This window comes from Streptomyces sp. NPDC055243, assembly GCF_044544025.1.
Taxonomy (GTDB): domain Bacteria; phylum Actinomycetota; class Actinomycetes; order Streptomycetales; family Streptomycetaceae; genus Streptomyces.
The window spans coordinates 1,026,549-1,052,666 of record NZ_JBITWR010000002.1 but is presented as its reverse complement, the minus strand read 5'-3'; the positions used below and the strand labels follow the sequence as shown (position 1 = coordinate 1,052,666).

Here is a 26,118-nt window from a genome sequence, read left to right as displayed (position 1 = left end):
TACGGCCGCTCCGTACGGCCGCTCCGTACGGCCGCTCGGCGCACGACCGCTCACGTACGACAGGAGGACCATGAAGCCCGCCCCCTTCGCCTATCACCGGGCCCGCGACCTCGACGGCGCCACGCGGCTGCTCGCCGAGCTCGGCGACGAAGCCAAGGTCGTCGCCGGTGGCCAGAGCCTGGTCGCGATGATGAACTTCCGTCTTGCCCGGCCCCGGCACCTGGTCGACATCGGCGGCCTGCGCGAGCTCGACCGGCTGCGCACCGACCCGGCGGGCGGGCTGCGCATAGGGGCGCTCACCACGCATCACACGGTGGAGAGGGACCCGGCGGGGCGGCTCGGGGCGGACTTCGCCGTGCTGCGCGAGGCCATGCCGTGGATCGGGCATCTGCCGATCCGCACCCGCGGCACGGTCGGCGGCAGCATCGCGCACGCCGACGCCACCGCCGAGTGGTGCCTGCTGGCGGTGGCGCTGGACGCCGAGTTCGTGGCCCGCGGGCCGCGCGGCGAGCGCAGGATCGCGGCCGGGGACTTCTTCCACGGCTACTACACCACCGCCCTCGACTTCGACGAGATCCTCGTCGAGATCGTCTTCCCGCGTCCGGCACCGCACGCCGCCCTGGCCGAGTTCGCCGAGCGGCAGGGGGACTTCGCGATCGTCTCCGCCGTCGTGGACCTCGACGTCGCGGGCGGTTCGGTGCGCGGCGGGCGCGTCGCGCTCGGCGGGGTCGCCGCCCGCGTGGTGCGGGTGCCGGAGGCGGAAGCCGTCCTCGCGGCCGGGGGCTCCTTCGCCGAGTGCGCGACCGCGGCGGCGCACTTTGTCGATCCCCCGGCCGACGCGTCCGGCAGCACGCACTACCGCAAGCAGCTCGTCCGCACGCTGGTCCGGCGTGCCTGTGAGGAGGCAATGGCCCGATGAACGAGCCTGACACGACAGGGCAGTTGGTGGGCCGATCCGTGGCCCGGCGCGAGGATCCCCGGCTGCTCACCGGGCGCGGCCGGTTCGTCGACGACATCGCGCTGCCGGGCATGCTGCACGCCCAGTTCGTGCGCAGCACGGTCGCGCACGGCGAGATCACCTCGATCGACCTGACGGCGGTGCGCGACGTGCCGGGTGTCGTCGCGGCGTTCACGGCCGACGACCTGGAGCTGACCGACATCACCGCCCAACTGGGCCGTCCGCTGACGGAGTTCGTGCCGACCGCGATGCCCGTCCTGGCCCGTGACCGGGTCCGCTATGTAGGGGAGCCCGTCGCGATCGTCGTGGCGAAGGACGCGTACGCCGCGGAGGACGGCCTGGAGGCCGCCAAGGTCAGTTACGCGGCCCTTCCGCCGGTCACCTCCGAGGAGGCGGCCCTGGCGCCCGGCGCACCCCTGCTCCACGAAGAGGCCGCGCGCAACACCCTCGTGGACGTCTCACTCTTCGCCACGGACGGCATCGACGCGATCTTCGACGCCGCCGCCTGCGTCGTCCATGTCGCCTCGCGGACCGGGCGGCAGAACGCCCTGCCGCTGGAGACGCGCGGTGTCGTCGCCCACTGGGACGACCGCGAGGAACAGCTCGTCCTGCAGACCTGCACCCAAGTCCCGCACCAGGTGCGGACGGTGGCTTCCCGCTGTCTGCGCCTGGACGAACGGGCCGTGCGGGTCGTGGTGCCCGACATGGGCGGCGGCTTCGGCCAGAAGTGCGTCGTCGGGCGCGAGGAGATCGCGGCGGCGGCCGCGGCGCTGCGCCTTCGCAGGCCGGTGAAGTGGATCGAGGACCGCAAGGACGCCCTGTCCGCCTCCTTCCTCGCCCGCGAGCAGCACTACGACGTGCGCGCGGCCTTCGACGCCGAGGGCAGAATCCTCGGCCTCGACGCCGATGTGGTGTGCGACATGGGCGCCTACTCCTGCTATCCGTTCACGGCGGGCATCGAGCCGCTGATGGCGGCGGCGGAGATGCCGGGCGTCTACCAGGTGCCCGCCTACCGGGTGCGCGGCCGGGCGGTCGCCACCAACAAGGCGCCCACCGCGCCCTACCGGGGGGTGAGCCGTCCGCAGTACGTGATGGTGGTGGAGCGGCTCTTCGAGCGGGCCGCGCGGGAACTGGGCCTGGACGCCGTCGAGATCCGCCGCCGCAACGTCATCACCGATTTCCCCTACACGGGCGTCAACAACATCACGTACGACCCGGGCTCCTATCTGGAGTCACTGAACCTGTGCGAGCGGCTCGTCAAGGACGAGGGCTGGTACGAGAAGCGGTCCGCGGCGGCAGCCGAGGGGCGGCACATCGGGATCGGCTACGCCTGCTTCAGCGAGCGCACCGGCTACGGCTCCGCGGCCTTCGCCCAGCGCAAGATGCGGGTCGTCCCCGGCTTCGACATCTCCGAGGTCAAGATGGACACCAGCGGCGCGGTGACCGTCACCACCGGCACCATGAGCCACGGACAGAGCCACGAGACGACGATGGCCCAGATCATCGCCGACGAACTGCGTCTGGACATGGCCAAGGTGAAGCTCCATCAGGGCGACACCGAGCGCATCACCTACGGCTGGGGCACCTTCGCGAGCCGCTCCATCACGGTGGGCGGCAGCGCGGTGCGGCTCGCGGCGGCCAAGCTCGGCGAGAAGCTGCGGCGGATCGCGGCGGCCCGCTGGGAGGTCGGGCCGCAGGACGTGGAGATCGCGCGAGGAGGCGTACGGCGCCGTGACGGCACCACCCTCACGTACGAAGAACTGGCCGACATCGCCTATCTCCAGGCGCACCTGCTGCCCAAGGACATCGAGCCCGGCCTGAGCGCCACCGCCACCTTCGACGTCTTCAACGACGGCACCTTCTCGAACGCCACCCACGGCGTGGTCGTCGAACTGCACGAAGGCACCGGGCAGGTGGAGATCCTGCGGTACGTCTGCGTCGAGGACTGCGGTGTGGCGATCAACCCGCAGGTCGTGGAGGGCCAGTGCCGGGGCGGCATCGCGCAGGGCATCGCGGGCGCGCTCTTCGAGCAGGTGACGTACGACGCGATGGGCGAGCCATCGGCCACCAGTTTCATGGACTACAAGGTGCCCACCGCCCACGAGATCCCCGACGTCCTGATCCACCACCTGGAGACGCCGTGCGCGTTCACCGAGACCGGCGCGAAGGGCGCGGGCGAGGGCGGCACCATCGGGGCGCCGGCCGCCGTGCTCAACGCCGTCAACGACGCCCTGCGGCCCACGGGCGTCGAGCTCGACCACACCCCCATCACCCCGGAGACGGTGCACCGCGCCCTGAACCTGGAGCTCTCCTCATGACCGACACCGACACCAGCGCTCACACCGGCACTCACACCAGCACTCGCACCAGTACTCGCAGCGACAACGCCGCCGACGTTCTGCTGCTCACCCTTGACGTCAACGGCGAGCGGCACGAAGTGATCACCGAGCCGCGCCGCACCCTGGTCGACGTGCTCCGGCACGATCTGCGCCTGACCGGCACCCACGTCGGCTGCGAACACGGCATCTGCGGCGCGTGCACGGTCCTGGTCGACGACCGGCCCGTGCGTGCGTGTCTGATGTTCGCGGCGCAGGCCGAGGGCGCCCGGGTCCGGACGGTCGAGTCCCTTGCGGACGGGACCGACCTGAGCGATCTGCAAAGGGCGTTCAGCGAACACCACGGCCTGCAGTGCGGCTTCTGCACCCCCGGCTTCCTGATGCTCGCCGAGGGGTTCCTCGACGAGCGGCCCGATGCGACCAAGGATGAGATCCGCGAGGTCGTCGCCTCCAACCTCTGCCGGTGCACCGGCTACCAGACCGTAGTCGAGGCGATCGACGGTTGCGCCGTCGCCCGGCGCTGCCCCAAGGAGTTCTGATGCAGCTCACCAACTCGGTCCCGGTCAAGGCCTCGCCGGACGAGGTCTTCGCCCTGCTGAACGACGTCGAGCGGGTCGCCTCGTGCATGCCGGGCGCGGCGCTCGACGGGCGCGACGGGGACGCCTGGCAGGGCACCGTGAAGATCAAGGTCGGCCCGATCAGCGCCGCGTACGCCGGTACGGTCCGCTTCCTGGAGGTCGACCAGCAGGGGCGGCGGCTGCGGGTCCAGGCGCGCGGCGCCGACACCCATGGGAGCGGCGACGCGGAGGCGGAGGTCGCGCTCGACGTACTCGCGGCGACCGAGGGCACGCTGCTCAAGATCTCCACGGATCTGGTGATACGGGGCAAGATCGCGCAGTTCGGGAAGGGGGCCATCGCGACGGTGTCCGACCGCATCCTCCAGCAGTTCGCACAGAACCTGGGCAGTCTGCTCGACCAGGAGCGGACACCGGCCGCGCCTTCTTCCCTCCTGTCCGCCGCGTCCACCCCGTCCGCCGTGTCCGCCCCGTCTGCCGCGGCTGCCGCGGCTCCCCACGCCGCGCACCCCGCGGCACCGGCGGCGGCCGAACTCGACGGCCTGTCCATGCTGCTCGGACCGGCCGCCGCCAAGTACGGCGCCGTCGCCGGCGCCTTCGCCGTCGGCCTCTTGGAGGGCTGGCTGCTCGGCCGGCTCGGGGCGCAGGCGCGGGAGCTGCGGGCCCTGCGCGCGCCGAGGAGGGCGTCGTGAACTACGGGCAGGAGACGGAACGTACCTATGAGCGAGCGGGATTCGGCGCCCCCGTGCGACGGGGCAGCCGCCCCGCCATTCTGGTCGTCGACCTCACCCGCGGCTTCACCGAGGACGGCTTCCCCTCGGGAGCCGACTTGACCGAAGTGGTGCGCTCGGTGGGTGAGTTGCTCGAGAGCGGACGCCCCGCCGACGTACCCGTCGTCTTCACGGCGATCTCCTACACGCCCGCCGAGGCCACGGGTGACGCCGTCACCTGGCTGCACAAGGCGCAAGGCATGCGGTCCCTGGTCGAGGGCAGTGAGGAAGTCGCGCTCGACCCACGACTCCCCCGTGACCCAGGGGACTTGATGGTGGTGAAGAAGGGTGCGTCGGCCTTCTTCGGGACCTCGCTCGCCGCCCTGCTCACCGGCCTCGGCTGCGACACGGTCCTGGTGTGCGGGGCGACGACCAGCGGCTGCGTGCGGGCGACGGCGGTGGACGCCGTGCAGAGCGGGTTCTCGGTGCTCGTGCCGCGCGCCTGCGTCGGCGATCGCGCCGCGGGGCCGCACGAGGCGAGCCTCTTCGACATCCAGGCCAAGTACGGCGACGTCATCGACCTGAAGGAAGCCGTCGACTACCTCGGCACCCTCGCGCACGCCAGGAGGAACGCATGACCCCGCCCGACCGCTGCCTGCCGCAGTCCGCACTCGCCGACCTCGCCGACGTCCCCGCCACCAGCCGCTGGGTCCGCTCGGGCGCCACGCGCCTGCACGTGCTGGACTACGGCGGCACCGGCGCCCCGCTCCTCGTCCTGCCCGGCATCACGAGCCCCGCCGTCACGATGGACTTCGTGGCACGTGAACTGACCGACGTCGTACGGCCGTTGATCCTCGACGTACGGGGGCGGGGGCTCTCCGACGGGGGCGGCTCCTACTCCCTCGATGAGTACGCCGAGGACGTCGAAGCCGTCGTCACGGGCCTCGGACTCGACCGGCCGATCCTGTTCGGGCACTCCATGGGCGCGCGCATCGCCGCCGTCACCGCGGTGCGCGCCAAGGTGGCGCTGCGCGGCACCGTGCTCGGGGACCCGCCGATGAGCGGCCCCGGGCGCGGGCCCTACCCCACTCCTCTGGAGGCCTTCCTCGACCAGCTCGCGCAGGCCCGGCGCGGCACCGACGCGGACGAGGTGGCCCGGTCCTGGCCGCGCTGGCCGCGCCGGGAGCAGGAGCTGCGGGCCCGCTGGCTGGCGAGCTGCGGCGCGGAGGCGATCGCGGCCACCCACCGCGGCTTCGAGAGCGAGGACTTCTTCGCCTGGTGGCCCTCCGTGCCGGGGCCCACGGCGCTCCTGTACGGCGCGGACAGCCCCGTCGTCACCGCGGCGGGCGCCGCCGAGGCCGCGCGGCTGCACCCGTCGGCCGTCTTCGCCGGCGTCCCGGACGCGGGTCACATGCTGTTCTGGGACAGCACCCGCGCGGCGATCTCCGCGCTGCGCGAGGCACTGCGACCGATGCTGACCTGATCGTCCGAACCGATCAACCCCCGTGCTTAAGTGGGCTCCATGGCTGACGAAACCTCCACCACGACGCCTACGACGGCTACGAGATCCACGCAGCCCGGGCCGCCCGCCGCCCTCACGGCCGCACCCGGATACCAGGTACGGCGCCTGTACCAGGCCTACCTCGCGGTCTGGATCCGCGCCGTGGACCCGACCCTCACCGGACCGCAGTTCGCCGTGCTCCAGGCGGTGGACGCCTCGCCCGGCCACGACCAGCGGTCGATGGCGTCGGCGGTGGCCCTGGACACGTCGACGATGGCGGACGTGGCGCGGCGCCTGGAGAACCGGGGGCTGATCGTGCGCAGGACGGCCGCCGACGACGGCCGCCGCAAGCTGCTCTATCTGACCGAGGAGGGTGAGCGCACCCTCCACGACTCCAACCGTCGCGCACGTGAGCTCGACGAGCGGCTCCTCGAACCGTTCGGCGACGAGCGGCGCGAAGAAGTCATGCATCTCCTCACGTCCCTCGCCGATCACTGGGAGGGGCTGACCGAGGGCTCATAGCCGTACGGACTGCCGTACGGGCAGCCCGTACGACACCATCCGGAGGATCCCGTGGCAGTGACCGCGACGCCCGCGACAGCGACCGACCACCACATCGGCATGATCGTGCCCAGCTCGAACCTGACGATGGAGACGGAGCTGCCGCGCATGCTGCGCGACCGCGAGGCGATGGCCCCGCAGGATCGGTTCGTCTTCCACAGCAGCCGGATGCGCATGAAGCACGTGACGCCCGAGCAGCTGAGGGCGATGAACGCGCAGACCGAGCGTGCCGCGCTCGAACTCGCCGACGCCAGGCCCGACGTGGTCGCCACCGCCTGCCTCGTCGCGATCATGGCGCAGGGCCCCGGCCACCACTGCACGGCGGAGGACGAGATCACCGCGGCCCTGCGGTCCGAGGGCGCGCAGGCACCGGTGATCTCCAGTGCGGGCGCCCTGCTCGACGGCATCAAGGCGCTCGGTGCCGCCCGGGTCGCGATCATCACCCCGTACATGAAGCCGCTGACGCAGTTGGTCGCCGACTACATCGAGGACGCCGGGGTCGAGGTCGTGGACGCGCTCAGCCTGGAGGTGCCCGACAACCTGGCGGTCGCCCGGCTCGACCCCGCCGACCTGCGCGACCACTGGCGCCGCGTGGACCTGGGCCGCGCCGACGCGCTCGTCCTCTCGGCGTGTGTGCAGATGCCTTCGCTGGCGTCGATCCAGGCGGTGGAGGACGCGGCGGGCCTGCCCGTCCTGTCGGCGGCCACCGCGACGGCGTACCGCATCCTGACCGAGCTGGGCCTGCCGCCGCACGTGCCGGGCGCGGGCAGCCTGCTGCGGAATCCCGGCGACGCTTGAGCGCGTTGACGCTTGAGCCCGGTGGGGCGAGCGGGCACGATGACCGGACGCACGCGCCGTATGTGCGTCCGAACGCCCGCCGCACCTATGGGAGTTGACCCATGTCCGCGATCCCGCCGCCCGTGACCCAGCTGATCGACACCAGCAAGCCGCACCCCGCCCGCGTCTACGACTGGTTCCTGGGCGGCAAGGACAACTACCCGGTGGACGAGGAGCTCGGGCTCCAGATCGTGTCGCTCGAACCGCAGACCAAGTACTGCGCGCAGCACAATCGTTGGTTCATGCAGCGCGCCACGCGCCGCCTCGCGGGCGAAGAGGGGATACGCCAGTTCCTGGACATCGGCACGGGGATTCCCACCGAACCGAACCTCCACCGCATCGCCCAGTCGGCCGCCCCCGAGGCGCGCGTCGTGTACGTGGACAACGATCCGATCGTCCTCGCGCACGCGGAGGCGCTGTTGCGGGGGACGCCCGAGGGGGCGACGGAGTACCTCCAGGTGGACGCGCGCGAGCCGGACAAGATCCTCGAACAGGCGGATGGCGTACTGGACTTCACGCAGCCGATCGCGCTCTCGCTGATCGCGCTGCTGCACTTCATCAGCGATGACGACGGTGCGTACGACGTCGTGGAGCGGCTGGTGGCAGCCCTCGCGCCGGGCAGTCATCTGGTCCTGTCCCAGATGGCGGGCGACGTCGATCCGGAGCGGACCGAGCAGGCGGTCCAGATGTACAAGGCGGGCGGCGTCACGCTCGTGCCGCGTGCACGGGCCGAGGTGGAGCGGTTCTTCGAGGGCCTTGAGCTCCTCGACCCCGGCATCGCGTGGCTGCCGGACTGGCATCCGGAGCTCGGCGTCGACGAGGTCAGGAACGGCACGCCGGTGCCGCTGTACGCGGGGGTGGGCCGCAAGGCGTAACCGGTCGACGTCGTTCGCCGCGGAACCCCTCCCCCTTTTAAGTCACCTTGACTATAAAGGCAGACCCTCATATCGTCGGCATGACGAAAACGGGGAGGGATTCCACCATGGCCGACATCACCCGCCGCCTGGGACTGCACCACCTGCGCTCCGCGCCCACCGCCCACATCCGCCACCACCGGCGCGGCCGGCTGGTGCACGAAGGGCCGGGGCTGAGCTTCTGGTTCCGTGCGCTCAGCGCCGCGCTCTCCGAAGTGCCGGTCGACGACCGCGAGTTGGCGGTCACCTTCCACGCACGCACGGCCGACTTCCAGGACGTCGCCGTGCAGGCCACGGTGACCTACCGGATCAGCGACCCGGCGCTCGCCGCGTCCCGTCTGGACTTCGCCGTCGACCCGGACACCGGCTCCTGGCGCGGCGCACCGCTGGAGCAACTCGCCGCCCTGCTCACGGAGTCCGCCCAGCAGAACGCCCTCGACGTACTGGCCCGCACCCCGCTGGCCGAGGCGCTCACGGACGGTGTCACCGCGGTCCGCGAGCGGATCTCCGAAGGCCTCGCCCAGGAGCCCAGGCTGCCCGCCACCGGCATCGAGGTGGTTGCCGTCCGGGTGATCGCGATCCGTCCGGAGCCCGAGGTCGAGCGCGCCCTGCGCACCCCCGCGCGGGAGCGGATACAGCAGGACGCGGACCGGGCGACGTACGAACGACGGGCCGTGGCCGTGCAGCGGGAGCGGGCCATCGCCGAGAACGAACTCACCAGCCGCATCGAACTCGCCCGCCAGGAAAAGGAGTTGGTGGAGCGGCGTGGCGCCAACGCACGCCGCGAGGCGGAGGAGAACGCGGCCGCCGACGCCGTGCGCGCCGAGGCCGAGGCCGCCCGCACGGAGCGCCTCGCCCGTGCCGAGGCCACCTCCGCGCGCACGGTCGGCGAGGCGAAGGCGGCGGCCCAGGCCTCCTGGCTCGCGGCGCACTGCGCGGTGGACGCCGCAACCCTGCACGCCCTGGCGGCCACCCGGCTCGCCGAGAACGTCCCGCGCATCGAGAGCCTCACCCTCTCCCCCGACGTCCTCACCGGCCTGCTCGCGAAGCTGGGACACGGCGCCCAGGACGGAGGCGCGCGGTCATGAGCCTGGCGCCGCGTGCGGTGCTCGTCCACCGCACCACCGAGTACGAGGAGCTGCTCGCCCGGCACGGCACCCACGGCCAGGCCGAGTTCTTCCTCGCCGCACGCGGCCGGAGCCTGCGGGAGGTGGCCGAGCGCCATCACCGGGCGCACCGCACGCTCGCCGACGTGGCGGCCGCGGTGCCCCGGCAGTGGCGCCGGGCCCGCGTGGAACGCGCCGATCTCGATCGCTTCCTCTTCGGCCCCGAGGACGTCGTGGTCGTCGTCGGCCAGGACGGGCTGGTCGCCAACGCCGCGAAGTACCTCGCCGGACAGCCGGTGATCGGCATCGACACCGAGCCGGGGCGCAACCCCGGAGTGCTCGTACGCCACCGGGGCGCGGACGCGGCCAAGCTGCTCCCGGCGGCGGTCGGCTCCGGGGCCCGGGTGGACGAACTCACCATGGTGGAGGCGGTGTCCGACGACACCCAGCGGCTGCTCGCCCTCAATGAGATCTACCTCGGCCCGCCGGGCCACCAGACCGCCCGCTACCGCATCGGTCCGGACACCGATACGGCCGCCCCCGAGGCGCAGGCCTCCTCCGGCGTCCTGGTCGGCACCGGTACCGGCGCCACCGGCTGGCTGCGCTCGCTGTGGCAGCAGAGCGGCAGCGCGTTGCCGCTCCCGGGTCCCGCCGAACAGCGCCTGGTGTGGTTCGTACGGGAGGCGTGGCCTTCGCCCGCCACCGGGACGTCACAGGTGGAGGGGGCGCTCGGGGCCTTGGAGCGGCTGCGGGTCACCGTGGAGTCGGACCGGCTCATCGTCTTCGGCGATGGAGTGGAGAGCGATGCGGTGGAACTGACCTGGGGTCAGTCAGTGGTGATCGGGATGTCTGATATCGCCCTGCGCCTGGTGAGTTGACGGCAGGGTGGGTGCGGGCCCCCGGCTAAGGCGCCGCACCCATGGGGCAGGATGACGCTCGCGCCGGACCGCGAACATACGTCCGGTGCGCCCGCACAACCTGGAGAATGAACTGATGGAGCGAGCCCTCACATGGCACGACCTGATCACCGCGGGCATCGCGGTGGCCGCCGGCATCGCGGCGGGTCTGCTGCTGCGCATGATCCTGCGGTGGCTGGGCGAACGGGCCAGCAGGACCCGGTGGAGCGGCGATGACGTCATCGTCGACGCCGTGCGCACGCTGGTCCCCTGCGCGGCGATATCCGCGGGCGCGGCCGTCGCCGCCGCGGCCCTGCCGCTCACCCCCAGGACCGGCCGCAACGTCACGATGACGCTGACCGCCCTGCTCGTCCTCGCCGCGACGCTGACGGCGGCCCGCGTGGTCACCACCCTGGTGAAGTCCCTCGCGCAGTCCCGGTCGGGCGTCGCGGGCTCGGCGACGATCTTCGTGAACATCACCCGTGTCGTCGTGCTCGCGATGGGCTTCCTCGTCGTCCTGCAGACGCTCGGCGTCTCCATCGCCCCGCTGCTCACGGCGCTCGGCGTCGGTGGCCTCGCTGTGGCCCTGGCCCTTCAGGACACCCTGGCCAACCTCTTCGCGGGCGTACACATCCTCGCCGCGAAGACCGTGCAGCCGGGCGACTACATCAGGCTCAGCAGCGGTGAAGAGGGCTACGTCGTCGACATCAACTGGCGCAACACGGTGGTGCGGCAGCTGTCGAACAACCTCGTCATCATCCCCAACGCCCAGCTCGCGGGCACGAACATGACCAATTTCAGCCGCCCCGAGCAGGACCTGTCGATCATGGTTCAGGTCGGCGTCAGCTTCGACAGCGACCTGGATCATGTCGAGCGCGTCACGACCGAGGTCGTGGAGAGCGTCATGAAGGACATCGACGGCGCCCTGCCCGACCACGAACCGGCCGTGCGCTTCCACACGTTCGGCGACTCCAGGATCAGCTTCACGGTGATCCTGGGCGTCGGCGAGTTCAGCGACCAGTACCGCATCAAGCACGAGTTCATCAAGCAGCTCCACCAGCGCTACCGCGCCGAGGGCATCCGGGTGCCCGCCCCGGTCAGGACGGTGAACGTCCAGCAGGGCGAGCTGCCGCCGGGCCTGATCCCGCACCAGCGTGAGGTCACGGCACCCACGAAGTCGATGCCGTAGCCGCCTCGGCCCTGCTCCACCATCTGCTGCCCGCCGGAGGAACCGGCGGGCAGCAGTCGTTTGACAGGGCCCTGCCGCGCAGATCATGATTCCATTAATTGTTTAATGGAATCGAGAGAGGCGCGCGTGGACATGACCCTTGCCGACCCCACCGAGGCCGCAGGCCCCCTGGGCGCGACCGCGCTCGAGGCCCGCGGCCTGGGCAAGCGCTATCGCCGCGGCTGGGCGCTGCGCGACTGCTCCTTCCGGCTGCCCGCCGGGCGGATCTGCGGTCTCGTCGGCCCCAACGGAGCGGGGAAGAGCACCCTGCTGGGGCTCGCTACCCGCCTGGTGACACCGACCGAGGGCGAACTGCGCGTCTTCGGAGTGCCGGTGGACGACCCGGCCGCGATGCCCCGCTTCGCGTTCCTCTCGCAGGACAAGCCCCTGTTCAAGCGGTTCACGGTGGCCGAGACGCTGCGGATGGGCCGCGAGCTCAACCCCGGCTGGGACATGGCCGCCGCCGAGCGGATCGTGCGCTCCGGCAACGTCCCGCTGAACGCCAAGGTCGGCACGCTCTCGGGCGGCCAGCGCACCCGCGTCGCCTTCGCGCTCGCCTTCGGCAAGCGGCCCGACCTGCTGCTGCTCGACGAGCCGATGGCCGACCTCGACCCGCTGGCCCGGGACGAGATGAGCTCCCTGCTGATGTCCGAGGCCGTCGAGCGCGGCACGACGGTAGTGATGTCCTCCCACATGCTGGCCGAGCTCGAGGACATGTGCGACTTCCTGCTGGTCGTCGCGGACGGCCGGATCCGGATGGCCGGCGACACCGACGAACTGGTCCCGGCCCACGCCCTGGTGACCGGGCTCGCCCCCGACGGCCTGCCGCCCGCGGACCTCACCCCGCACACGGTGGTCGAATTCCGGCTCCAGGGGCGGCAGTTCCGTGCCCTCCTGCGCCCCGGCGGCCCGCTGGCCCCGGACTGGGAGGTCTCCGAGCCGAGCCTGGAGGAGATCCTCCTCGCCCACCTCCGCTCGCCGGACGCGGACCCGCTGTTCACCCAGGACGCCCGCATCGAGGCCGAAGGAATGACCGCCGCATGAGCACCACCCTCACCGAGAAGCCCCGCACCGGGCAGGCCGCCGTGAAGCCGGGGCTGCTGCACGGGCTCACCTGGCTCGTCCTGCGCCAGCACCGCACCACGACGTGGATCGTCGTCGCCCTGGTCGTGCTCGGCGCGGGCGCGATCGTCTACGAGCGCGGCGAGATGGCCGACATGCTCGCCGGGCTGGGCTGGCCGGACAAGGACGTCAGCCTGACCACGTCCCCGCGGAGCTACGACTACATCGCCGAGGCGCTGGGCGCCCTGCCCGTCGTCCTCGCCGTCTTCATCGGCGCCCCGCTGATCGCGAGCGACCAGGAGCACGGCACCGCGCAGCTGGTCACCACGCAGTCCGTGCCGCGCCGCCGCTGGCTCGCCGCCAAGCTGGCCTGGTGCCTCTCGCTCGTCCTGCTGTCCACCCTCGTACTCTCCACGCTGTTCTTCTGGTGGTGGGAGCCCTACCGCGCCCTGCTCCTCTCGGAGTGGCTCTCGGGCTCGGTGTTCGACAACACGGGTCCCATGCTGGTGGCGCTCTCCCTCTTCCTCACCATCAGCGGCATCGCGATCGGCATGCTGCTGCGCAGGGTGCTGCCCGCCATGCTGGCCACCTTCCTCTTCGCTCTGGTCGTCCAGGTGGCCTGGGGCGAGTTCCGTGGCCGCCTGGCCACCCCGCGTCTGATCACCTGGCCGCTGAACGCCGACACGCCGGGCATCGTCAACAGCAGCAGCGTCGTGGAGACGGACCGCTGGGTCGGCACCGCCGACGGGCAGCTCTACGGCTGGGGCATCTGCGCCGAGCCGACCGAGAAGGCCACCAACGCCTGCATCAAGGACCACGGCATCGTCAACAACGTGGTCGAGTACTTCGGCTACGACCAGATGCCGGGCATGCAGTGGACCGGCGCCGCCCTGCTGCTCGGCGGCACCGCCGCCGTGGCCGTCTTCGTCCTGTGGTGGGCGTCGCGGCGCCCCCTCTAGGACGGCCGTGACGGTGAGTACGTAAAGTGTCCGCAGACAAGCAGAGAGCGGGGACAGTGGTCGAATTCCGCATCGACCGGCGCAGCGGTGTGGCCACGTATCTCCAGATCGTGCGCCAGGTCGAACAGGCCCTGCGCATGGGCGCGTTGGAGGAGGGCGACCGGCTGCCCACGGCCGCGCAGGTCGCCGCGGCCACGAAGGTCAACCCGAACACGACGCTCAAGGCCTACCGCGAGCTGGAGCGTGCGGGCCTCGCCGAGGTCCGCCAGGGAGCGGGCACGTTCATCACCCGCTCCCTCGCCCGGCCCCGGTCGGGCCCCGACTCCCCTCTGCGGAACGCCCTCGCGGAGTGGATGCGGCAGGCGCGGGCCGAGGGATACACCGGGCAGGACGTCACGGCGCTGTTCGAGGCCGTGCACGCGGCCACCTTCCAGGAGGACCCGCGGCCCTGAGCCGGCCGCCCGGAGCCTGCCGTACGGAGGCTGTCGCCGGGGCCGCCCTCGACAAACCCCATAAGCAACCGCTTAGTATCGGGTGTGCGGGGCTCCCTGCCCCGGGATCGGTACCGCCGTCACCGCATGGAGAATCCGCATGGCATCCCTGCTCCTGTCCCGTCGTGACCTCGAGTTCCTGCTGTACGAGTGGCTCGACGTGCCCGCGCTCACCGGCCGGGAGCGGTATGCGGACCACTCCCGCGAGACCTTCGACGCCGCCCTCGAGCTGAGCGAGCAGATCGCCACGCGGCACTTCGCCCCGCACAACAAGAAGAACGACGCCCAGGAGCCCACCTTCGACGGTGAGCGGGTGCACATCATCCCCGAGGTCAAGGAGGCCCTGCGGGTCTTCGGGGACTCGGGGCTGCTCGCCGGCGCCATGGACCACGAGATCGGCGGCGGGCAGCTGCCGGCCGTGGTGGCGCAGGCCTGCTTCGCGTGGTTCCAGGCGGCGAACGTCGGCACCGCCGCGTACCCCTTCCTGACCATGGGCAACGCCAATCTGCTCCTCGCGCACGCGTCGAAGGAGCAGATCGAGAAGTTCGTACGCCCGATGGTGGAGGGCCGCTTCCTGGGCACGATGTGCCTGTCGGAGCCGCAGGCCGGTTCGTCGCTCGCCGATGTGCGCACGCGGGCCGAGGCGCAGGACGACGGGACGTACCGCCTCTTCGGGAACAAGATGTGGATCTCCGGCGGTGAGCACGAGCTCTCGGAGAACATCGTGCATCTGGTCCTGGCGCGCATCCCCGGCGGTCCGCCCGGCGTGAAGGGGCTCTCGCTGTTCATCGTGCCCAAGGTCCTGGTCGGCGAGGACGGTGCGCTCGGCGAGCGCAACGACGTCGTGCTCGCGGGCCTCAACCACAAGATGGGCTACCGAGGGACCACGAACACCCTGCTGAACTTCGGTGAGGGCGTCCACCGGCCCGGCGGTGCGCCCGGCGCGGTGGGCCACCTCATCGGGGAGGCGAACCACGGCCTCGCGTACATGTTCCACATGATGAACGAGGCCCGCATCGGCGTGGGCCTGGGCGCCACCGCGCTCGGCTACACCGGCTACCTGCACGCCCTGGACTACGCGCGCGACCGCCCCCAGGGGCGCCCCCTGGCCGCCAAGGACCCCGCGTCGCCGCAGGTCCCGATCATCGAGCACGCCGACGTACGCAGGATGCTCCTGGCCCAGAAGGCGTACGTGGAGGGCGCGCTGGCGCTCAACCTGTACTGCGGGCGGCTGCTCGACGAGCAGAACACCGGCACGTCGCCGCAGGCGCGCGACGAGGCCAGGCTGCTGCTCGACGTGCTCACGCCCATCGCCAAGAGCTGGCCGTCGCAGTGGTGCCTGGAGGCCAACAACCTGGCGATCCAGGTGCACGGCGGCTACGGCTACACGCGCGAGTACAACGTCGAGCAGTTCTACCGCGACAACCGCCTCAACCCCATCCACGAGGGCACGCACGGCATCCACGGCCTCGATCTGCTGGGGCGCAAGGTCGTCATGAACGGCGGCGCGGGCCTCGCGCTGCTGGGCAGGCGCGTCTCGGAGACGACCGCGCGGGCCGCGGAGGCGGGCGGTGACGCCGCCGCGTACGGGGCCTCGCTCGACGCGTCCGTACGCCGGGTGGCGAGCGCGACCGGGCGGCTCTGGTCGACCGGTGACCCGCGGACGGCCCTGGCCAACGCGAGCGTCTACCTCGAAGCGGTCGGGCACGTGGTCGTCGCCTGGATGTGGCTGGAGCAGCTGCTGGCGGCCGAAGGCGGCACCGAGGACGTCCACGCGGGCAAGCGCGGCGCCTGCCGCTACTTCTTCCGCCACGAACTGCCCAAGACCGAAGCCCAGTTCACGCTCCTGGAGAGCCTGGACCGGACCGCGCTGGAGCTGGCCGAGAGCGCCTTCTGACCCAGAAGTACAGGACCACCGAGCAAACGGCCGCGAACGCGCACCACGTGGAGATGTACTCCCGCTCCCACAGCGCCAGGCACACCGCCGCCCCGACGGCGACCAGGACGCCGAAGAGGACCAGGCCCCGGTCGCCGGAGAGGAGCAGGGCGCCGACGGTGGCGAGGAGGTATCCGGCGACGACCACCTCGGGGTGGGGCAGACCGAGGGAGTAGCCGACCGTGTGGCCGCGGATCTCGGCGCTCACGGTGCGGGTCGCCAGGCAGTAGGAGAGCGCCGCCGCCGTCGCGATCCCCGCCGCGAGCGGGATCAGGAGGCGGCGGCGTGCGCTCGGCGGCGCCGCGCACAGCACCGCCACGGGCATCCACAGCGCGAGCAGCGGCATGGCGATCACTGCCCAGGCGACGGTGGCGGGACCCGTCCCGCCGTCATTGCGCCAGACCTCGGACTCGATGATCTGGTGGGCGCCGAGAAGCAGCGGGAGCGCGGCGAGCGGCAGGTCGCCCGGGCGGGGTCCGCGGGCCGCCCGGGTCACACACGCGACCCCCACGGCTGCGACACCCACGCCCGCCACGAGATCGGCGGTCGCGCTCCAGCACATGGCCCTCACGCTAAGGCCCCCGGCGCGCGGGGGCGCGGCGGGCGGGCCGCCGGGGTTACGCGGGGCCGCGCGGGTCGGGCTCGATGTTCTGGTTGAGACGGAAGACGTTGTCCGGGTCGTAGGCGGCCTTGACGCGGGCCAGGCGCGGGTAGTTGTCGCGGTAGCTCGCCCGTACGCGCTCCTGCCCCTCGTCCATCATCATGTTCACGTAGGCGCCGCCCGCCGAGTACGGGTGCAGCGCGTCGAAGTAGTCGACGGTCCAGCGCCTGATCAGGTCGGCCTTGGCCGGGTCTGTGTCCACTCCCGCGTAGACGCAGGCCCAACGGGCGCCCCGGTAGCTCCAGGCGGTGTCGGCGGAGTCGTGGTCGTGGGCCGCGCCGTCGATGGGGTACAGGTGCATCGTCGACTTCATGGTCGGCACCTCGGGGCCGAACTTGGCGTGCAGGGCGACGGCCTCGTCCGGGATGGTGTCGACGAAGTCCGCGCGCCAGTACCACTGGTCGCCGGGCGGGTAGAGCCCGTCGAACATGGACTGGAGCACGGGGTGCGGCATCTCCGACACGGCGTGCAGGAGCGGGTCGGGCAGCGCTTCGAGCAGGGGCGCCATGGCGTGGGCCGCCGCTTCGGGGTCCGCGGTGGTGTGGCACCACACGACGCCGCAGACCTTGCGCAGATGGAGGCTCGCGGGGAAGGGCGGGGCCGGTGGCACGGTGCCGTACATGAAGAAGCCGTTCACCTCGCGGGGCGCCTGCGGCAGGAAGTCGCGGTAGGCGGCGAGGACTTCGGCTCCGCGCTCGGCGGGCCAGAAGGTGGGGCCCGCGACGACCGTGCTCAGCTCGTGCAGCCGGAAGAGGAAGGAGGTGACGACGCCGAAGTTGCCGCCGCCCCCGCGAATCGCCCAGTACAGGTCGGCGTTCTCCTCGGCGCTCGCCCGCACCTGCCGGCCGTCGGACAGGACGAGGTCGGCCTCCAGGACGTTGTCGACGCTCAGCCCGAACCTGCGGGTGAGGTGGCCGAGGCCGCCGCCGAGGGTGAGGCCGCCGACGCCGGTCGAGGAGATGATGCCGCTCGGCGTGGCGAGGCCGTGCTCGTGTGTGGCGCGGTCCACCTCGCTCCAGACGCAGCCGCCGCCGACCCTGGCCGTGCGGGCCCGCGCGTCGACCTCGATGGCCTTGAGCGGTGACAGGTCGGCGACCACGCCGCCTTCGACGGTGCCGAGGCCCGCTCCGTGGTGGCCGCCGCCGCGGACCGCGAGCGGCAGGCCGTGCGCGCGGGCGAAGCCGATGACGCGGGACACGTCGTCGGCGTCGGCGCAGCGGGCGACGAGCGCGGGGCGCTTGTCGGCCATCGCGTTGTAGACGGCGCGCGCTTCGTCGTACCCGGCGTCGTCCGCTCCCGTCAACTCCCCCTTGAAGCCCGCCAGTTCGTGCCGTGCAGCCTGTGCCGCCGTCATGGACATGCAATCCCCCGTTGGATCGGCGCATCCGATCAGCCCGTTCTAGTGCCGTCCCGGGCGCACCGATATCCGTGCCCGCCACCCAGCTCGCGTCCGGCGACTGCCTACTTTTCGCGGCCGATCTCCACTCCCAGCTGCGCGGCGCGTGCGGCGACGTCGCGCCGGGTGCGGGCGCCGAGCTTCTCCAGGACCGCGCGGACGTGGTTGTCGACCGTGCGCACGGACAGATAGAGCCGCCCGGCGATCTCGATGTTGGTCAGGCCCTCCGCCAGGAGCCGTCCGACCTGGAGCTGGCGGCCGGTGAGGCCCGCGGGGTTGCGGCGGGTCGCCGCGTGCGGGCCGCGCGGGATCCGGGCGACGCCGAGGGCGCGCAGTTCCGTGCGGACGATCCGGGCCAGGGGGTCGGCGCCCAGCGCGTCGAGACCGGCGAGCGCGGCGAGCTTGTCCGCCGGGTCCGGGCTCTCCGCCAGGGCGGCGGCGTGCTCGTAGGGGCAGCCCGCCGCCCGCCAGGCCTCGGCGGCCCTGCTCCACTGCCCGGCGGCCTGCAGGGCATAGGGGTGGTCCGAGTCGTCCACCGGCACGGGCTGGCCCGCCTTCGCCAGCCAGTGGCCGAGCTCCGCGCGGTAGGGCGTGGCGGCCAGGCCGCGCGCCTGCACGTACAGGGGGCCGACGGCGTCGATCACGGCCGCGTGGTCGCCGCGCAGCCAGGCTGCCTCCGCCCGGGCGGCCGCGACCGGGCCGGTGCGCTGGAGCTCCCGGGTCCGCGCCGCGACCTCCCAGGCCCGGGCGAGGAGTTCGTCGCCGCCCTGCGCGCCCCGCCGGATCCGTACCCGCGCCAGGACGGTCAGGGCGGGGCAGCGGGCGGGCGCGAACTCGTAGGCGTCACCGGACTCGGCGTGCTTCTCCGCCTCGTCCCACTTCCCTGCGGCGAACTGCCGCAGGGCGAGTTCCACTTGGAGGTAGCGGAGGAATCCCAGATGCTCCGTGCGGTCCGCGAACTCCATGGCGGGCGCCAGGAAGTGGTCCGCCTCCGTGAACCGGAGGTTCTCCAGGAGCGTCCAGATGACGTTGGCGTAGGCGCGGCAGGCGTGCTCGGCCTCGTCCGCCTTCAGCGCCACCGCCAGGCTCTCCTCCAGCTGCGGGCGGCCCAGGGGGTCGCCGCCGCGCCAGCGGGCGGTACCCACGTTGTTCAGCGCGTGCGAGAGGATCGCCGCGTCGCCCGTCCGCCGGGCCAGGGTGATGGCGCGCTCGCCGTACCCGATGGCCTCGGCGTACCGGTCGGAGAGCATGCGCAGCTGTGAGGTGTTGCTGAGCGCGAGCGCCAACAGCCGCTCGTCCCCGGCCTGTTCGAGTACGTCGATGGCCTCCCGGGCGGCCTCCTGCGCGGCGTCCGCGTCGCCCGCCCACCAGTGGATACGCGAGAGCCAGCGCAGATCGGCGCCGAGGGCCCGCAGGTCGCCGAGCGAGCGGCGCAGGGCGACGGCTTCCCGCTGGGCGCTGACGGCGGCCGGGGAGTCGGCGATGGTGTAGCTCTCCACCGCGTACCTCTCCAGGAGACCGGCGAGTTCGGCAGGGCCGTAGCGCCGGCGCTGGCGCAGGACGAGCCGCAGCTGGGCGGCGGCCTCCCGGTGCGCGCCGGTGCGGGCGGCGTCCCTGGCCGCGTCGGGGCCGTAGCGCGCGACGGCGTCCTGGTCGCCCGCCTGAGCGGCGTGGTGGACGATGCGGGAGGAGTCGGCGCCCGGCCGCCTGACCAGGACGGCGAGCACCTTGCGGTTGAGTTCGATCCGCCGCGCGGCGGGCAGCGAGTCGGCGATGGCCCGGCGGATGATCTCGTGCCGGAACACCACGCGCTCGGGGGTGACGACCAGCAGGCCGCGCCGTTCCGCCGAGGTCAACTGGCATACGCCGTCGGGCAGGAGCGCGTCGGCCAGGGAGCGCTCCGCCGCCGACGGCACCACGGCGAGCTGTTCGAGCGCGTCGCGTGCGGCGTCGTCGAGTCCGCGCAGCCTGGCCAGGACGGCGTCGACCACGGTCGGCGGCACGTCCCCGGTGCCGCCCGCCGCGACGACCTCGGCGACGTAGAAGGGGTTGCCCGACGTCACGGCGTACACCTGCGCGGGATCGAGGCCGCTCGCCGCGCTCAGTGTGCGCACCGCGTTCCGCGAGAGCCGGGCCAGGGGGAGACGGTGCACGCGCGCCGCCTGCGACACCTGGCCCAGGAGGTGCCGCAGGGGATGCTCGCGGCTCAACTCGTCGTCGCGGTAGGTCAGTACAAGGACGGCTGGCATCCGGTCCACACGGCGTACCAGGAACCGCAGCGCGTCGAGGGAGGCCTCGTCCGCCCAGTGCACGTCCTCTACGACCAGGACCGTCGGATGCGGCGGGGCACCCAGCTCGGTCCGCAGCGCGTCGTACACCCGATGCCGGTCGCCGCCCTCGGTCACCGCCTGCGCCAACTCGGCCCGCACACTGCCCACAAGGTCGCGGAAGGGGCCGAGCGGGCGCCGCGTCGCGAGGTCGTCGCACTGCCCGACCAGCACTCTGGCCTGCGCGGACAGCGCACCCGGCAGGGCCCTCACGAGGCTCGACTTGCCGATCCCGGCCTCGCCGAAGACGAGCGCCACCGAGCCCGCGCCGTCGGCCGCTTCCCGTGCGGCGGCGGTCAGTCGGGCCAGCTCGAGATCCCGCTCGAGGATGCCCCCGTCCACGCGGAGGATTCTCCCACGCGGGCGTGTATTTCCGTTGCCGGTACGGCGGTTCGGTCAGCCCTGGATCAGGGCTCCTGGTGGTGCGGGTTGGCGTCCGCGCCTTCCGTGCTGAGCAGTACGAGGGTCGATGCGGTGCCGAGGCCGAGGGCCGCGCGGCGGCCGTCGGCGCCGTCGCCGGTCAGTGCGGCTCGGACGCCCGCGAGCGACGCGGCTCCGCAGGGCCCGGAGGAGACGCCGAGGGCGGCGAGCGCGCGGACCGCCCGTGCGCTGTCGGCGTCGGTGACGGTGACGGCGGCGTCGAGGCCGTCACGCAGGTAGGGCCAGGCGAGGCTGGAGGGGGTGCCGCAGTTCAGGCCGGCCATGGCGGTGTCGCCGGTGACGACGCCGGTGAGCTCCCCGCGGGCGAGGCTCTCGATGACGCAGGCCGCCGCTTCGGGCTCCACGGAGAGCAGGGCGGGGGCCGTCCTTCCCGCGGGGCGGCTGCGGTAGTGGGTGACGACGGCCTGGGCGAGCGAGCCCACGCCGACGGGCACGGCCACCAGGTCGGGGAACCCCACACCGGCCGCGGCGAGTTGGGCGTCGATCTCGGCGAACAGGGTCGAGTACCCCTCGACGATCCAGCGCGGAATGCGCTCGTAGCCGGGCCAGGCGGAGTCCTGGACGAGCACGGTGGCGGCCCCTTCCGCCGCGGCGGCGGCCGCCCGGTGCACGGCCTCGTCGTAGGGCCCGGCGACCTCGGTGACCTCGGCTCCCTCGGCGGCGATCGCCGCCGTGGCGGCCGGATGCACGCCCTTGGACACGAAGACGTGGGCGCGCTGACCGAGCAGCCGGGCCATCCGGGCGACCGCGCGGCCGTGGTTGCCGTCGGTGGCGGTGATCAGTGTGACCGGCTCCGGCGAAGCCTCACCGCCCGCGGCCCGCTCGGCGAGGACCCGGTGCACCGCCCAGGAGGCGCCGAGCGCCTTGAACGCCGGGAGCCCCAGGCGCGCGGACTCGTCCTTGACGAAGACCCGGCCGATGCCCAACTCGGCTGCCAGAGACGGTAGTTCGTGGAGGGGCGTGACGGCGTAGCCGGGCAGCGAGGCGTGGAAGGCCTGGGCATCGGCGGGGGCCTGCGGGCAGGTCCAGGTGCGGGCGGCGGGCCGGGCGAACCAGGCCACCGGCTTCTCGGTGTTCTCAGACATGCGGCCAGCCTGCGGCCACCTCCACCCATCGGTCCAGCGAATGTTTCCGACCTATATTCATCAGGGTTTCCGACCGATGAAGACCCGTCCACCGCGAACCCGTGGACCCGAGAACCCGTCCACCGCGAACCCGTGGACCCGAGAACCCACGCCCCCGTGAACCCGCGCCCCCCGTCCGATCCGAGCGGTCGGCCGCCGACGACGAGGACCAGCCCATGTTCGACCTTCACCGGCTGCGGCTGCTGCGCGAGCTCAAGGACCGCGGCACGCTCGCGGCCGTCGCCGCCGCCCTCTCGTACAGCCCTTCCTCCGTCTCGCAGCAGCTCTCGCAGCTGGAGTCGGAGGTCGGCGTCCGGCTCCTCGAACCGGTGGGGCGGCGCGTGCGCCTCACCCCGCAGGCGGAGATCCTCGTCGCCCACACCGAGGCGGTGCTCGAACGGCTCGAGCGCGCCGAGGCGGACATCGCCACCTCCCTCACCGACCTGACCGGGACGCTGCGCATCGCCTCGTTCCAGACGGCCGCCCGCACCCTGGTGCCGACCGCGCTGACCCTGCTGCGGGAGGCGCACCCCGGCCTGCGGGTCCACCTCACCCAGATGGAACCGGAGGAGTCCCTGTCCGCGCTGCTGGCCCGCGACTTCGACCTGGTCATCGCCGAGGAGTACCCGGGCCTGCCGAACCCCCGCCCCGCGGGCATCGAGCAGGAAGACCTCTGCGAGGACCCCCTGCACCTGGCACCGCCACAACTGGCGAGCCACCTGGCACCGCCCGTCCCGGCGAGCGACGCGCAGAGCCCGATCGCCGCGCTGCGCGCCCTCGCCGACCACCCCTGGGCCATGGAGCCCGCGGGGTCGGCGGCCCGGCACTGGGCGACGACGCTCTGCCGCCACGCGGGCTTCGAACCCGACGTGCGGTTCGAGTCCAGCGACCTCCTCCTGCACCTGCGCCTCGTGGAGCGCGGCCACGCCGCCGCGCTGCTCCCCGGCCTCCTCTGGGACAAACAGCCCGCGACCGTCGCCCTGCGGCAGCTGCCCCGGGGGCAGCGCGCGCGTCGGCTCTTCACGGCGGTGCGCAGCGGTCGAAGCCACCACCCGGCGGTCGTCGCCTGTCGGAGGGCCCTCCGACAGGCGACATGAGCAAAGCGCGTACGCTTACGTCATCGATCACAGATCGACCGCACCCTCATTCCCTGCCAGGAGGACGCATGACCTCGGCGTCGCAGACCGCCCGCACCCCCCAGACCCTCGACCGCCCCTTCGGCGTCGGCAGCCTCACCCTGCCCAACCGCATCGTGATGGCGCCCATGACCAGGGAGTTCTCGCCGGGCGGCGTGCCGGGCGCGGACGTGGCCGAGTACTACGCCCGCCGTGCCGCCGCCGGTGTCGGCCTGATCATCACCGAGGGGACGTACGTCGATCACGCGTCGGCCGGTACGAGCGACCGCGTCCCGCGCTTCTACGGCGACGACGCCCTCGAAGGCTGGCGCAAGGTGGTCGACGCCGTGCACGCCGCGGGCGGGAAGATCATTCCCCAGCTGTGGCACGTCGGCATCACGCGCGACGAGGGCACGGGCCCGGTGCCCTCCGCTCCCCCGGCGGGCCCCTCCGCGATCGGCCTGGACGGGCAGCCCAAGGGCAGCGCGCTGACGGCCGACGACCTCGACGACGTGATCCGGGCGTTCGCGGACGCCGCGGCGGCCGCCGAGCGCATCGGCTTCGACGGCGTCGAGCTGCACGGCGCGCACGGCTATCTGATCGACCAGTTCCTCTGGGAGCGCACCAACCAGCGCACGGACGGCTACGGCGGCGACATCGAGTCCCGCACCCGTTTCGCCGCGGAGATCGTCGCGGCCGTGCGCGCGGCCGTCTCGCCCGACTTCCCCGTCGTCTTCCGGCTCTCGCAGTGGAAGGCCGGCAGCTACGACGCGCAGCTCGCCGAGTCCCCCGAGGAGCTGGAGCGCCTGCTCACGCCGCTGGTGGACGCGGGCGTCGACGTGCTGCACGCCTCCACCCGCCGCTACTGGCTCCCGGAGTTCGAGGGCAGCGACCTCAACCTCGCGGGCTGGGTCAAGAAGGTCTCCGGGAAGCCGGTGATCACCGTGGGCTCGGTCGGCCTCGACCAGGAGTTCATCGGGCCCAAGGGCTGGGCCGCGCCGTCCGCGTCCACCGGCATCGACCCGCTCCTCGACCGCCTGGAGCGCGACGAGTTCGACCTGGTGGCGGTGGGCCGCGCCCTCATCGCCGATCCGGAGTGGGCGGCCAAGGCCCTGGAGAACCGCCTCGGTGACGCGCTGCCGTTCGACAAGTCGCTGCTGAAGAGCCTGGCCTGAGCGACAGCCACCCGCGTACGGCCCCGGTGGCGCCGGGGCCGTACGCGCGGGGTGCCTGGACCGTCCTCGCGGCGGCATCCGAAGGCGTCTGCGCTGCGACCGCAGCTAAACCCATACACTGCTGTCGCCCCCGGTCGCGTACGATATGCGCATGACCTGGCCTGCCACCGAGCGCTACTTCCCCACCGCCGTCCCCGGCGGCCTGGGGCTCGTGCAGGACATCCTGAACACCGCACCCTCCTGTGGTGTTCCCGAGGCCGATCTCCTCGAAGACGTGGCCGCCGCGCAGGACTGGGTCTCCGTGGCGCTGCCCACCTGGGCCGAGCGGACGGGCCGCACTGCGGTGCGGCTCACCCTCACCGAAGAGGACCTGCCCAAGCTGCGACAGCTGCGCGAACAGCTGCGCCGGGCCCTGCTCTCGCGGTGCGGCACGACGAGCGGCGAGACCGCCCGCTTCACCTCGTGCGCCCTCCAGGTCAACCTGCACGGCGACGCGGCCCTGACCACCGAGCCCGAGGGCGAGGGCTGGCGCTGGCTGACGTCCGCCGTGCTGTGCGAGGCGCTGCTCGCCCAGACCACCGGTGAGTGGCGGCGCCTGAAGATCTGCCGCAACGAACGCTGCGCCACGGCGTTCTACGACCGCTCCCGCAACAACAGCGGCGTCTGGCACTCCACCCGCGGCTGCGGAAACGCCGCGAACCTGCGCGCCTCGCGCCAACGCCGCCGCGCGGGCGCCGAGGCGGAGCCGGCGCCGGACGGCCGGACGTAGCGTCAACTGCCGTACTCCACCAGGCTGGTGGGCGTCACGATGCGCCGCGCCGTGCCGGGCTCGGGCGGCTTCGTGATGTCGGAGCCCCTCCCCCGCATCCGGTCGGCGAGGAGCCGGCCCGCCACCCGGCCCAGCTCGTCGCTGTCGTACGCGACGAGGGTGACCGGCAGGCCGAGCGCGTCGGCCAGTTCGAAGTCGTCGAAGCCCGCGAGCGCGGTGTCGGTGCCCGAGGCGCGAAGGGCGCGGAACGCCCCTATCGTGTTGCGGTTGTTGGAGCAGAACAGCGCGGTGGGCGGCTCGGGCAGCGCGAGGAGCGCGGCGGCGGCCCGCCGGGCTTCGCGCGGTTCGGTCTGGCCCTGGCGTACGTAGCGTTCGTCGAAGGGCAGGCCGTGGGCGGCGAGGGCGGCGGCGTACCCGCGCAGGCGCTCGGTGCCGGTGTAGACGGCGGGTGGTGAGCCGAGGAAGCCGATCCGGCGGTGGCCGCGGATGATCAGGCGGGCGGTGGCGGCGAGGGCCCCGCCGAAGTCGTCGACCAGGACGCAGTCGGCCTCGAACCCCTCGGGCGGCCGGCTGGCGAGCACCACGGGCACGCCGTCGGCCGCCGCGGCGGCGAGATGGCGCTGGTCGGCCGCTGCGGGGACGGCGATGATGCCGTCGACGCGGCGGGCCACCAGGTCGGCGACGAGTTCCCGTTCGCTGTCCAGGTCCTGGCCGGTGTTGCCGATGACGGTCTTGAAGCCGTCGTCCGCGATGACGGAGTCCACGCCCAGGGCGAGGCGCGAGTAGAAGGGGTTGGCCAGGTTCGTGACGACGAGTCCGACCAGGCCCGTGCCTCGGCCCAGGCGCAGGCTGCGGGCCACTTCGTTGGGCCGGTAGCCGAGTTCCGCCGCCGCGTCGCGGATGCGTTCCCGGGTGGCCGGGAGCACGCGCGGGTCGTCGCGCAGGGCCCTGGAGGCGGTCATCGCGCTGACTCCCACCCGCTCGGCGACGTCCCGCAGCGTGGGCGGGCCGTCCGCGGCAGGACGCGGTTCGGGCATCGT

Annotated in this window: 24 protein-coding genes; 19 read left to right on the top strand and 5 right to left on the bottom strand. The window is 72.7% G+C overall.

What is annotated here, in order from left to right; translation table 11 throughout:
- Window positions 1-70: 70 nt before the first annotated feature.
- The 16 genes from ACIGXX_RS09460 to ACIGXX_RS09385 all read left to right on the top strand — a co-directional run bounded on the left by ACIGXX_RS09460 (window position 71) and on the right by ACIGXX_RS09385 (window position 16,031).
- Window positions 71-919, top strand: a complete 849-nt coding sequence (locus ACIGXX_RS09460) for a xanthine dehydrogenase family protein subunit M (RefSeq protein WP_351161519.1) — start codon at window positions 71-73, stop codon at window positions 917-919.
- Window positions 916-3,276 carry a xanthine dehydrogenase family protein molybdopterin-binding subunit gene (locus ACIGXX_RS09455; protein WP_399974187.1) on the top strand — a complete coding sequence of 787 codons (2,361 nt, stop codon included), beginning with the start codon at window positions 916-918 and terminating at the stop codon, window positions 3,274-3,276. Before ACIGXX_RS09460 ends, ACIGXX_RS09455 begins: the two co-directional genes overlap by 4 nt.
- Entirely contained in the window at window positions 3,273-3,833 is a 561-nt protein-coding gene (locus tag ACIGXX_RS09450; RefSeq protein ID WP_399974184.1) for a (2Fe-2S)-binding protein, read from the top strand. The genes ACIGXX_RS09455 and ACIGXX_RS09450 overlap by 4 nt, the downstream gene beginning before the upstream one ends.
- The gene (locus tag ACIGXX_RS09445) at window positions 3,833-4,561 is read left to right on the top strand and encodes an SRPBCC family protein (protein ID WP_399974181.1); all 729 of its coding nucleotides are present in this window, start codon (window positions 3,833-3,835) and stop codon (window positions 4,559-4,561) included. Before ACIGXX_RS09450 ends, ACIGXX_RS09445 begins: the two co-directional genes overlap by 1 nt.
- Window positions 4,558-5,217 carry an isochorismatase family protein gene (locus ACIGXX_RS09440; RefSeq protein ID WP_399974178.1) on the top strand — a complete coding sequence of 220 codons (660 nt, stop codon included), beginning with the start codon at window positions 4,558-4,560 and terminating at the stop codon, window positions 5,215-5,217. The genes ACIGXX_RS09445 and ACIGXX_RS09440 overlap by 4 nt, the downstream gene beginning before the upstream one ends.
- A complete protein-coding gene (locus ACIGXX_RS09435) occupies window positions 5,214-6,062 on the top strand; it encodes an alpha/beta fold hydrolase (protein ID WP_399974175.1) in 849 nt (282 codons plus the stop codon). Before ACIGXX_RS09440 ends, ACIGXX_RS09435 begins: the two co-directional genes overlap by 4 nt.
- Window positions 6,063-6,101: 39 nt before the next feature.
- Window positions 6,102-6,602, top strand: coding sequence for a MarR family winged helix-turn-helix transcriptional regulator (locus ACIGXX_RS09430; protein WP_351161504.1), 501 nt, complete (start codon window positions 6,102-6,104; stop codon window positions 6,600-6,602).
- Window positions 6,603-6,701: 99 nt separating this feature from the next.
- Window positions 6,702-7,439: an Asp/Glu racemase gene (locus tag ACIGXX_RS09425; protein ID WP_399974394.1), complete on the top strand. Its 738-nt coding sequence runs from the start codon at window positions 6,702-6,704 to the stop codon at window positions 7,437-7,439.
- Between the two features lie 101 nt (window positions 7,440-7,540).
- Complete coding sequence (locus ACIGXX_RS09420; protein WP_351161502.1) at window positions 7,541-8,353, top strand: SAM-dependent methyltransferase; 813 nt, start codon at window positions 7,541-7,543, stop codon at window positions 8,351-8,353.
- A gap of 107 nt (window positions 8,354-8,460) precedes the next feature.
- On the top strand, window positions 8,461-9,480 hold the full coding sequence (locus tag ACIGXX_RS09415; RefSeq protein ID WP_399974170.1) for an SPFH domain-containing protein: 1,020 nt from the start codon (window positions 8,461-8,463) through the stop codon (window positions 9,478-9,480).
- The gene (locus ACIGXX_RS09410) at window positions 9,477-10,376 is read left to right on the top strand and encodes a hypothetical protein (RefSeq protein ID WP_361461158.1); all 900 of its coding nucleotides are present in this window, start codon (window positions 9,477-9,479) and stop codon (window positions 10,374-10,376) included. The genes ACIGXX_RS09415 and ACIGXX_RS09410 overlap by 4 nt, the downstream gene beginning before the upstream one ends.
- 115 nt (window positions 10,377-10,491) lie before the next feature.
- Window positions 10,492-11,583: a mechanosensitive ion channel family protein gene (locus tag ACIGXX_RS09405; RefSeq protein WP_351161493.1), complete on the top strand. Its 1,092-nt coding sequence runs from the start codon at window positions 10,492-10,494 to the stop codon at window positions 11,581-11,583.
- Between the two features lie 132 nt (window positions 11,584-11,715).
- Window positions 11,716-12,666 (top strand): ABC transporter ATP-binding protein, encoded by a 951-nt coding sequence (locus ACIGXX_RS09400; protein ID WP_351161721.1) that lies wholly within the window; start codon window positions 11,716-11,718, stop codon window positions 12,664-12,666.
- Window positions 12,663-13,643 carry an ABC transporter permease gene (locus ACIGXX_RS09395; protein WP_399974164.1) on the top strand — a complete coding sequence of 327 codons (981 nt, stop codon included), beginning with the start codon at window positions 12,663-12,665 and terminating at the stop codon, window positions 13,641-13,643. The genes ACIGXX_RS09400 and ACIGXX_RS09395 overlap by 4 nt, the downstream gene beginning before the upstream one ends.
- 26 nt (window positions 13,644-13,669) lie before the next feature.
- Window positions 13,670-14,095 (top strand): GntR family transcriptional regulator, encoded by a 426-nt coding sequence (locus tag ACIGXX_RS09390; protein ID WP_361461163.1) that lies wholly within the window; start codon window positions 13,670-13,672, stop codon window positions 14,093-14,095.
- A gap of 139 nt (window positions 14,096-14,234) precedes the next feature.
- Window positions 14,235-16,031 (top strand): acyl-CoA dehydrogenase, encoded by a 1,797-nt coding sequence (locus ACIGXX_RS09385; protein ID WP_399974160.1) that lies wholly within the window; start codon window positions 14,235-14,237, stop codon window positions 16,029-16,031.
- Here the strand turns inward: ACIGXX_RS09385 and ACIGXX_RS09380 are convergent.
- The 4 genes from ACIGXX_RS09380 to ACIGXX_RS09365 form a co-directional block, all read right to left on the bottom strand.
- Window positions 15,973-16,632, bottom strand: coding sequence for a DUF6629 family protein (locus ACIGXX_RS09380; protein ID WP_366462794.1), 660 nt, complete (start codon window positions 16,630-16,632; stop codon window positions 15,973-15,975). The genes ACIGXX_RS09385 and ACIGXX_RS09380 overlap by 59 nt on opposite strands.
- A 55-nt stretch (window positions 16,633-16,687) precedes the next feature.
- Entirely contained in the window at window positions 16,688-18,091 is a 1,404-nt protein-coding gene (locus ACIGXX_RS09375) for an FAD-binding oxidoreductase (protein ID WP_399974156.1), read from the bottom strand.
- 101 nt (window positions 18,092-18,192) lie between these two features.
- Window positions 18,193-20,796, bottom strand: a complete 2,604-nt coding sequence (locus tag ACIGXX_RS09370) for an ATP-binding protein (protein WP_399974153.1) — start codon at window positions 20,794-20,796, stop codon at window positions 18,193-18,195.
- Between the two features lie 65 nt (window positions 20,797-20,861).
- The gene (locus ACIGXX_RS09365; RefSeq protein WP_399974150.1) at window positions 20,862-21,980 is read right to left on the bottom strand and encodes a diaminopropionate ammonia-lyase; all 1,119 of its coding nucleotides are present in this window, start codon (window positions 21,978-21,980) and stop codon (window positions 20,862-20,864) included.
- A gap of 215 nt (window positions 21,981-22,195) precedes the next feature.
- On the opposite strand from ACIGXX_RS09365, the gene ACIGXX_RS09360 reads away from it, so the two are divergent.
- The 3 genes from ACIGXX_RS09360 (at window position 22,196) to ACIGXX_RS09350 (ending at window position 25,078) form a co-directional block, all read left to right on the top strand.
- A complete protein-coding gene (locus ACIGXX_RS09360) occupies window positions 22,196-23,116 on the top strand; it encodes a LysR substrate-binding domain-containing protein (RefSeq protein WP_399974147.1) in 921 nt (306 codons plus the stop codon).
- 68 nt (window positions 23,117-23,184) lie between these two features.
- Window positions 23,185-24,309, top strand: a complete 1,125-nt coding sequence (locus ACIGXX_RS09355) for an NADH:flavin oxidoreductase (RefSeq protein WP_399974144.1) — start codon at window positions 23,185-23,187, stop codon at window positions 24,307-24,309.
- Between the two features lie 151 nt (window positions 24,310-24,460).
- Window positions 24,461-25,078: a CGNR zinc finger domain-containing protein gene (locus ACIGXX_RS09350; RefSeq protein ID WP_351161467.1), complete on the top strand. Its 618-nt coding sequence runs from the start codon at window positions 24,461-24,463 to the stop codon at window positions 25,076-25,078.
- Window positions 25,079-25,080: 2 nt separating this feature from the next.
- On the opposite strand, the gene ACIGXX_RS09345 is transcribed toward ACIGXX_RS09350, so the two are convergent.
- Window positions 25,081-26,115, bottom strand: coding sequence for a LacI family DNA-binding transcriptional regulator (locus tag ACIGXX_RS09345; protein ID WP_351161717.1), 1,035 nt, complete (start codon window positions 26,113-26,115; stop codon window positions 25,081-25,083).
- Window positions 26,116-26,118: the final 3 nt, after the last annotated feature.

Bases quoted from the DNA above. Each gene is read 5' to 3' on its own strand.
- ACIGXX_RS09460 (WP_351161519.1), top strand. From the start codon at position 71: ATGAAGCCCGCCCCCTTCGCCTATCACCGGGCCCGCGACCTCGACGGC.
- ACIGXX_RS09455 (WP_399974187.1), top strand. From the start codon at position 916: ATGAACGAGCCTGACACGACAGGGCAGTTGGTGGGCCGATCCGTGGCC.
- ACIGXX_RS09450 (WP_399974184.1), top strand. From the start codon at position 3,273: ATGACCGACACCGACACCAGCGCTCACACCGGCACTCACACCAGCACT.
- ACIGXX_RS09445 (WP_399974181.1), top strand. From the start codon at position 3,833: ATGCAGCTCACCAACTCGGTCCCGGTCAAGGCCTCGCCGGACGAGGTC.
- ACIGXX_RS09435 (WP_399974175.1), top strand. From the start codon at position 5,214: ATGACCCCGCCCGACCGCTGCCTGCCGCAGTCCGCACTCGCCGACCTC.
- ACIGXX_RS09430 (WP_351161504.1), top strand. From the start codon at position 6,102: ATGGCTGACGAAACCTCCACCACGACGCCTACGACGGCTACGAGATCC.
- ACIGXX_RS09425 (WP_399974394.1), top strand. From the start codon at position 6,702: ATGATCGTGCCCAGCTCGAACCTGACGATGGAGACGGAGCTGCCGCGC.
- ACIGXX_RS09420 (WP_351161502.1), top strand. From the start codon at position 7,541: ATGTCCGCGATCCCGCCGCCCGTGACCCAGCTGATCGACACCAGCAAG.
- ACIGXX_RS09415 (WP_399974170.1), top strand. From the start codon at position 8,461: ATGGCCGACATCACCCGCCGCCTGGGACTGCACCACCTGCGCTCCGCG.
- ACIGXX_RS09410 (WP_361461158.1), top strand. From the start codon at position 9,477: ATGAGCCTGGCGCCGCGTGCGGTGCTCGTCCACCGCACCACCGAGTAC.
- ACIGXX_RS09405 (WP_351161493.1), top strand. From the start codon at position 10,492: ATGGAGCGAGCCCTCACATGGCACGACCTGATCACCGCGGGCATCGCG.
- ACIGXX_RS09400 (WP_351161721.1), top strand. From the start codon at position 11,716: ATGACCCTTGCCGACCCCACCGAGGCCGCAGGCCCCCTGGGCGCGACC.
- ACIGXX_RS09395 (WP_399974164.1), top strand. From the start codon at position 12,663: ATGAGCACCACCCTCACCGAGAAGCCCCGCACCGGGCAGGCCGCCGTG.
- ACIGXX_RS09385 (WP_399974160.1), top strand. From the start codon at position 14,235: ATGGCATCCCTGCTCCTGTCCCGTCGTGACCTCGAGTTCCTGCTGTAC.
- ACIGXX_RS09380 (WP_366462794.1), bottom strand. From the start codon at position 16,632: ATGTGCTGGAGCGCGACCGCCGATCTCGTGGCGGGCGTGGGTGTCGCA.
- ACIGXX_RS09375 (WP_399974156.1), bottom strand. From the start codon at position 18,091: ATGTCCATGACGGCGGCACAGGCTGCACGGCACGAACTGGCGGGCTTC.
- ACIGXX_RS09365 (WP_399974150.1), bottom strand. From the start codon at position 21,980: ATGTCTGAGAACACCGAGAAGCCGGTGGCCTGGTTCGCCCGGCCCGCC.
- ACIGXX_RS09360 (WP_399974147.1), top strand. From the start codon at position 22,196: ATGTTCGACCTTCACCGGCTGCGGCTGCTGCGCGAGCTCAAGGACCGC.
- ACIGXX_RS09355 (WP_399974144.1), top strand. From the start codon at position 23,185: ATGACCTCGGCGTCGCAGACCGCCCGCACCCCCCAGACCCTCGACCGC.
- ACIGXX_RS09350 (WP_351161467.1), top strand. From the start codon at position 24,461: ATGACCTGGCCTGCCACCGAGCGCTACTTCCCCACCGCCGTCCCCGGC.
- ACIGXX_RS09345 (WP_351161717.1), bottom strand. From the start codon at position 26,115: ATGCCCGAACCGCGTCCTGCCGCGGACGGCCCGCCCACGCTGCGGGAC.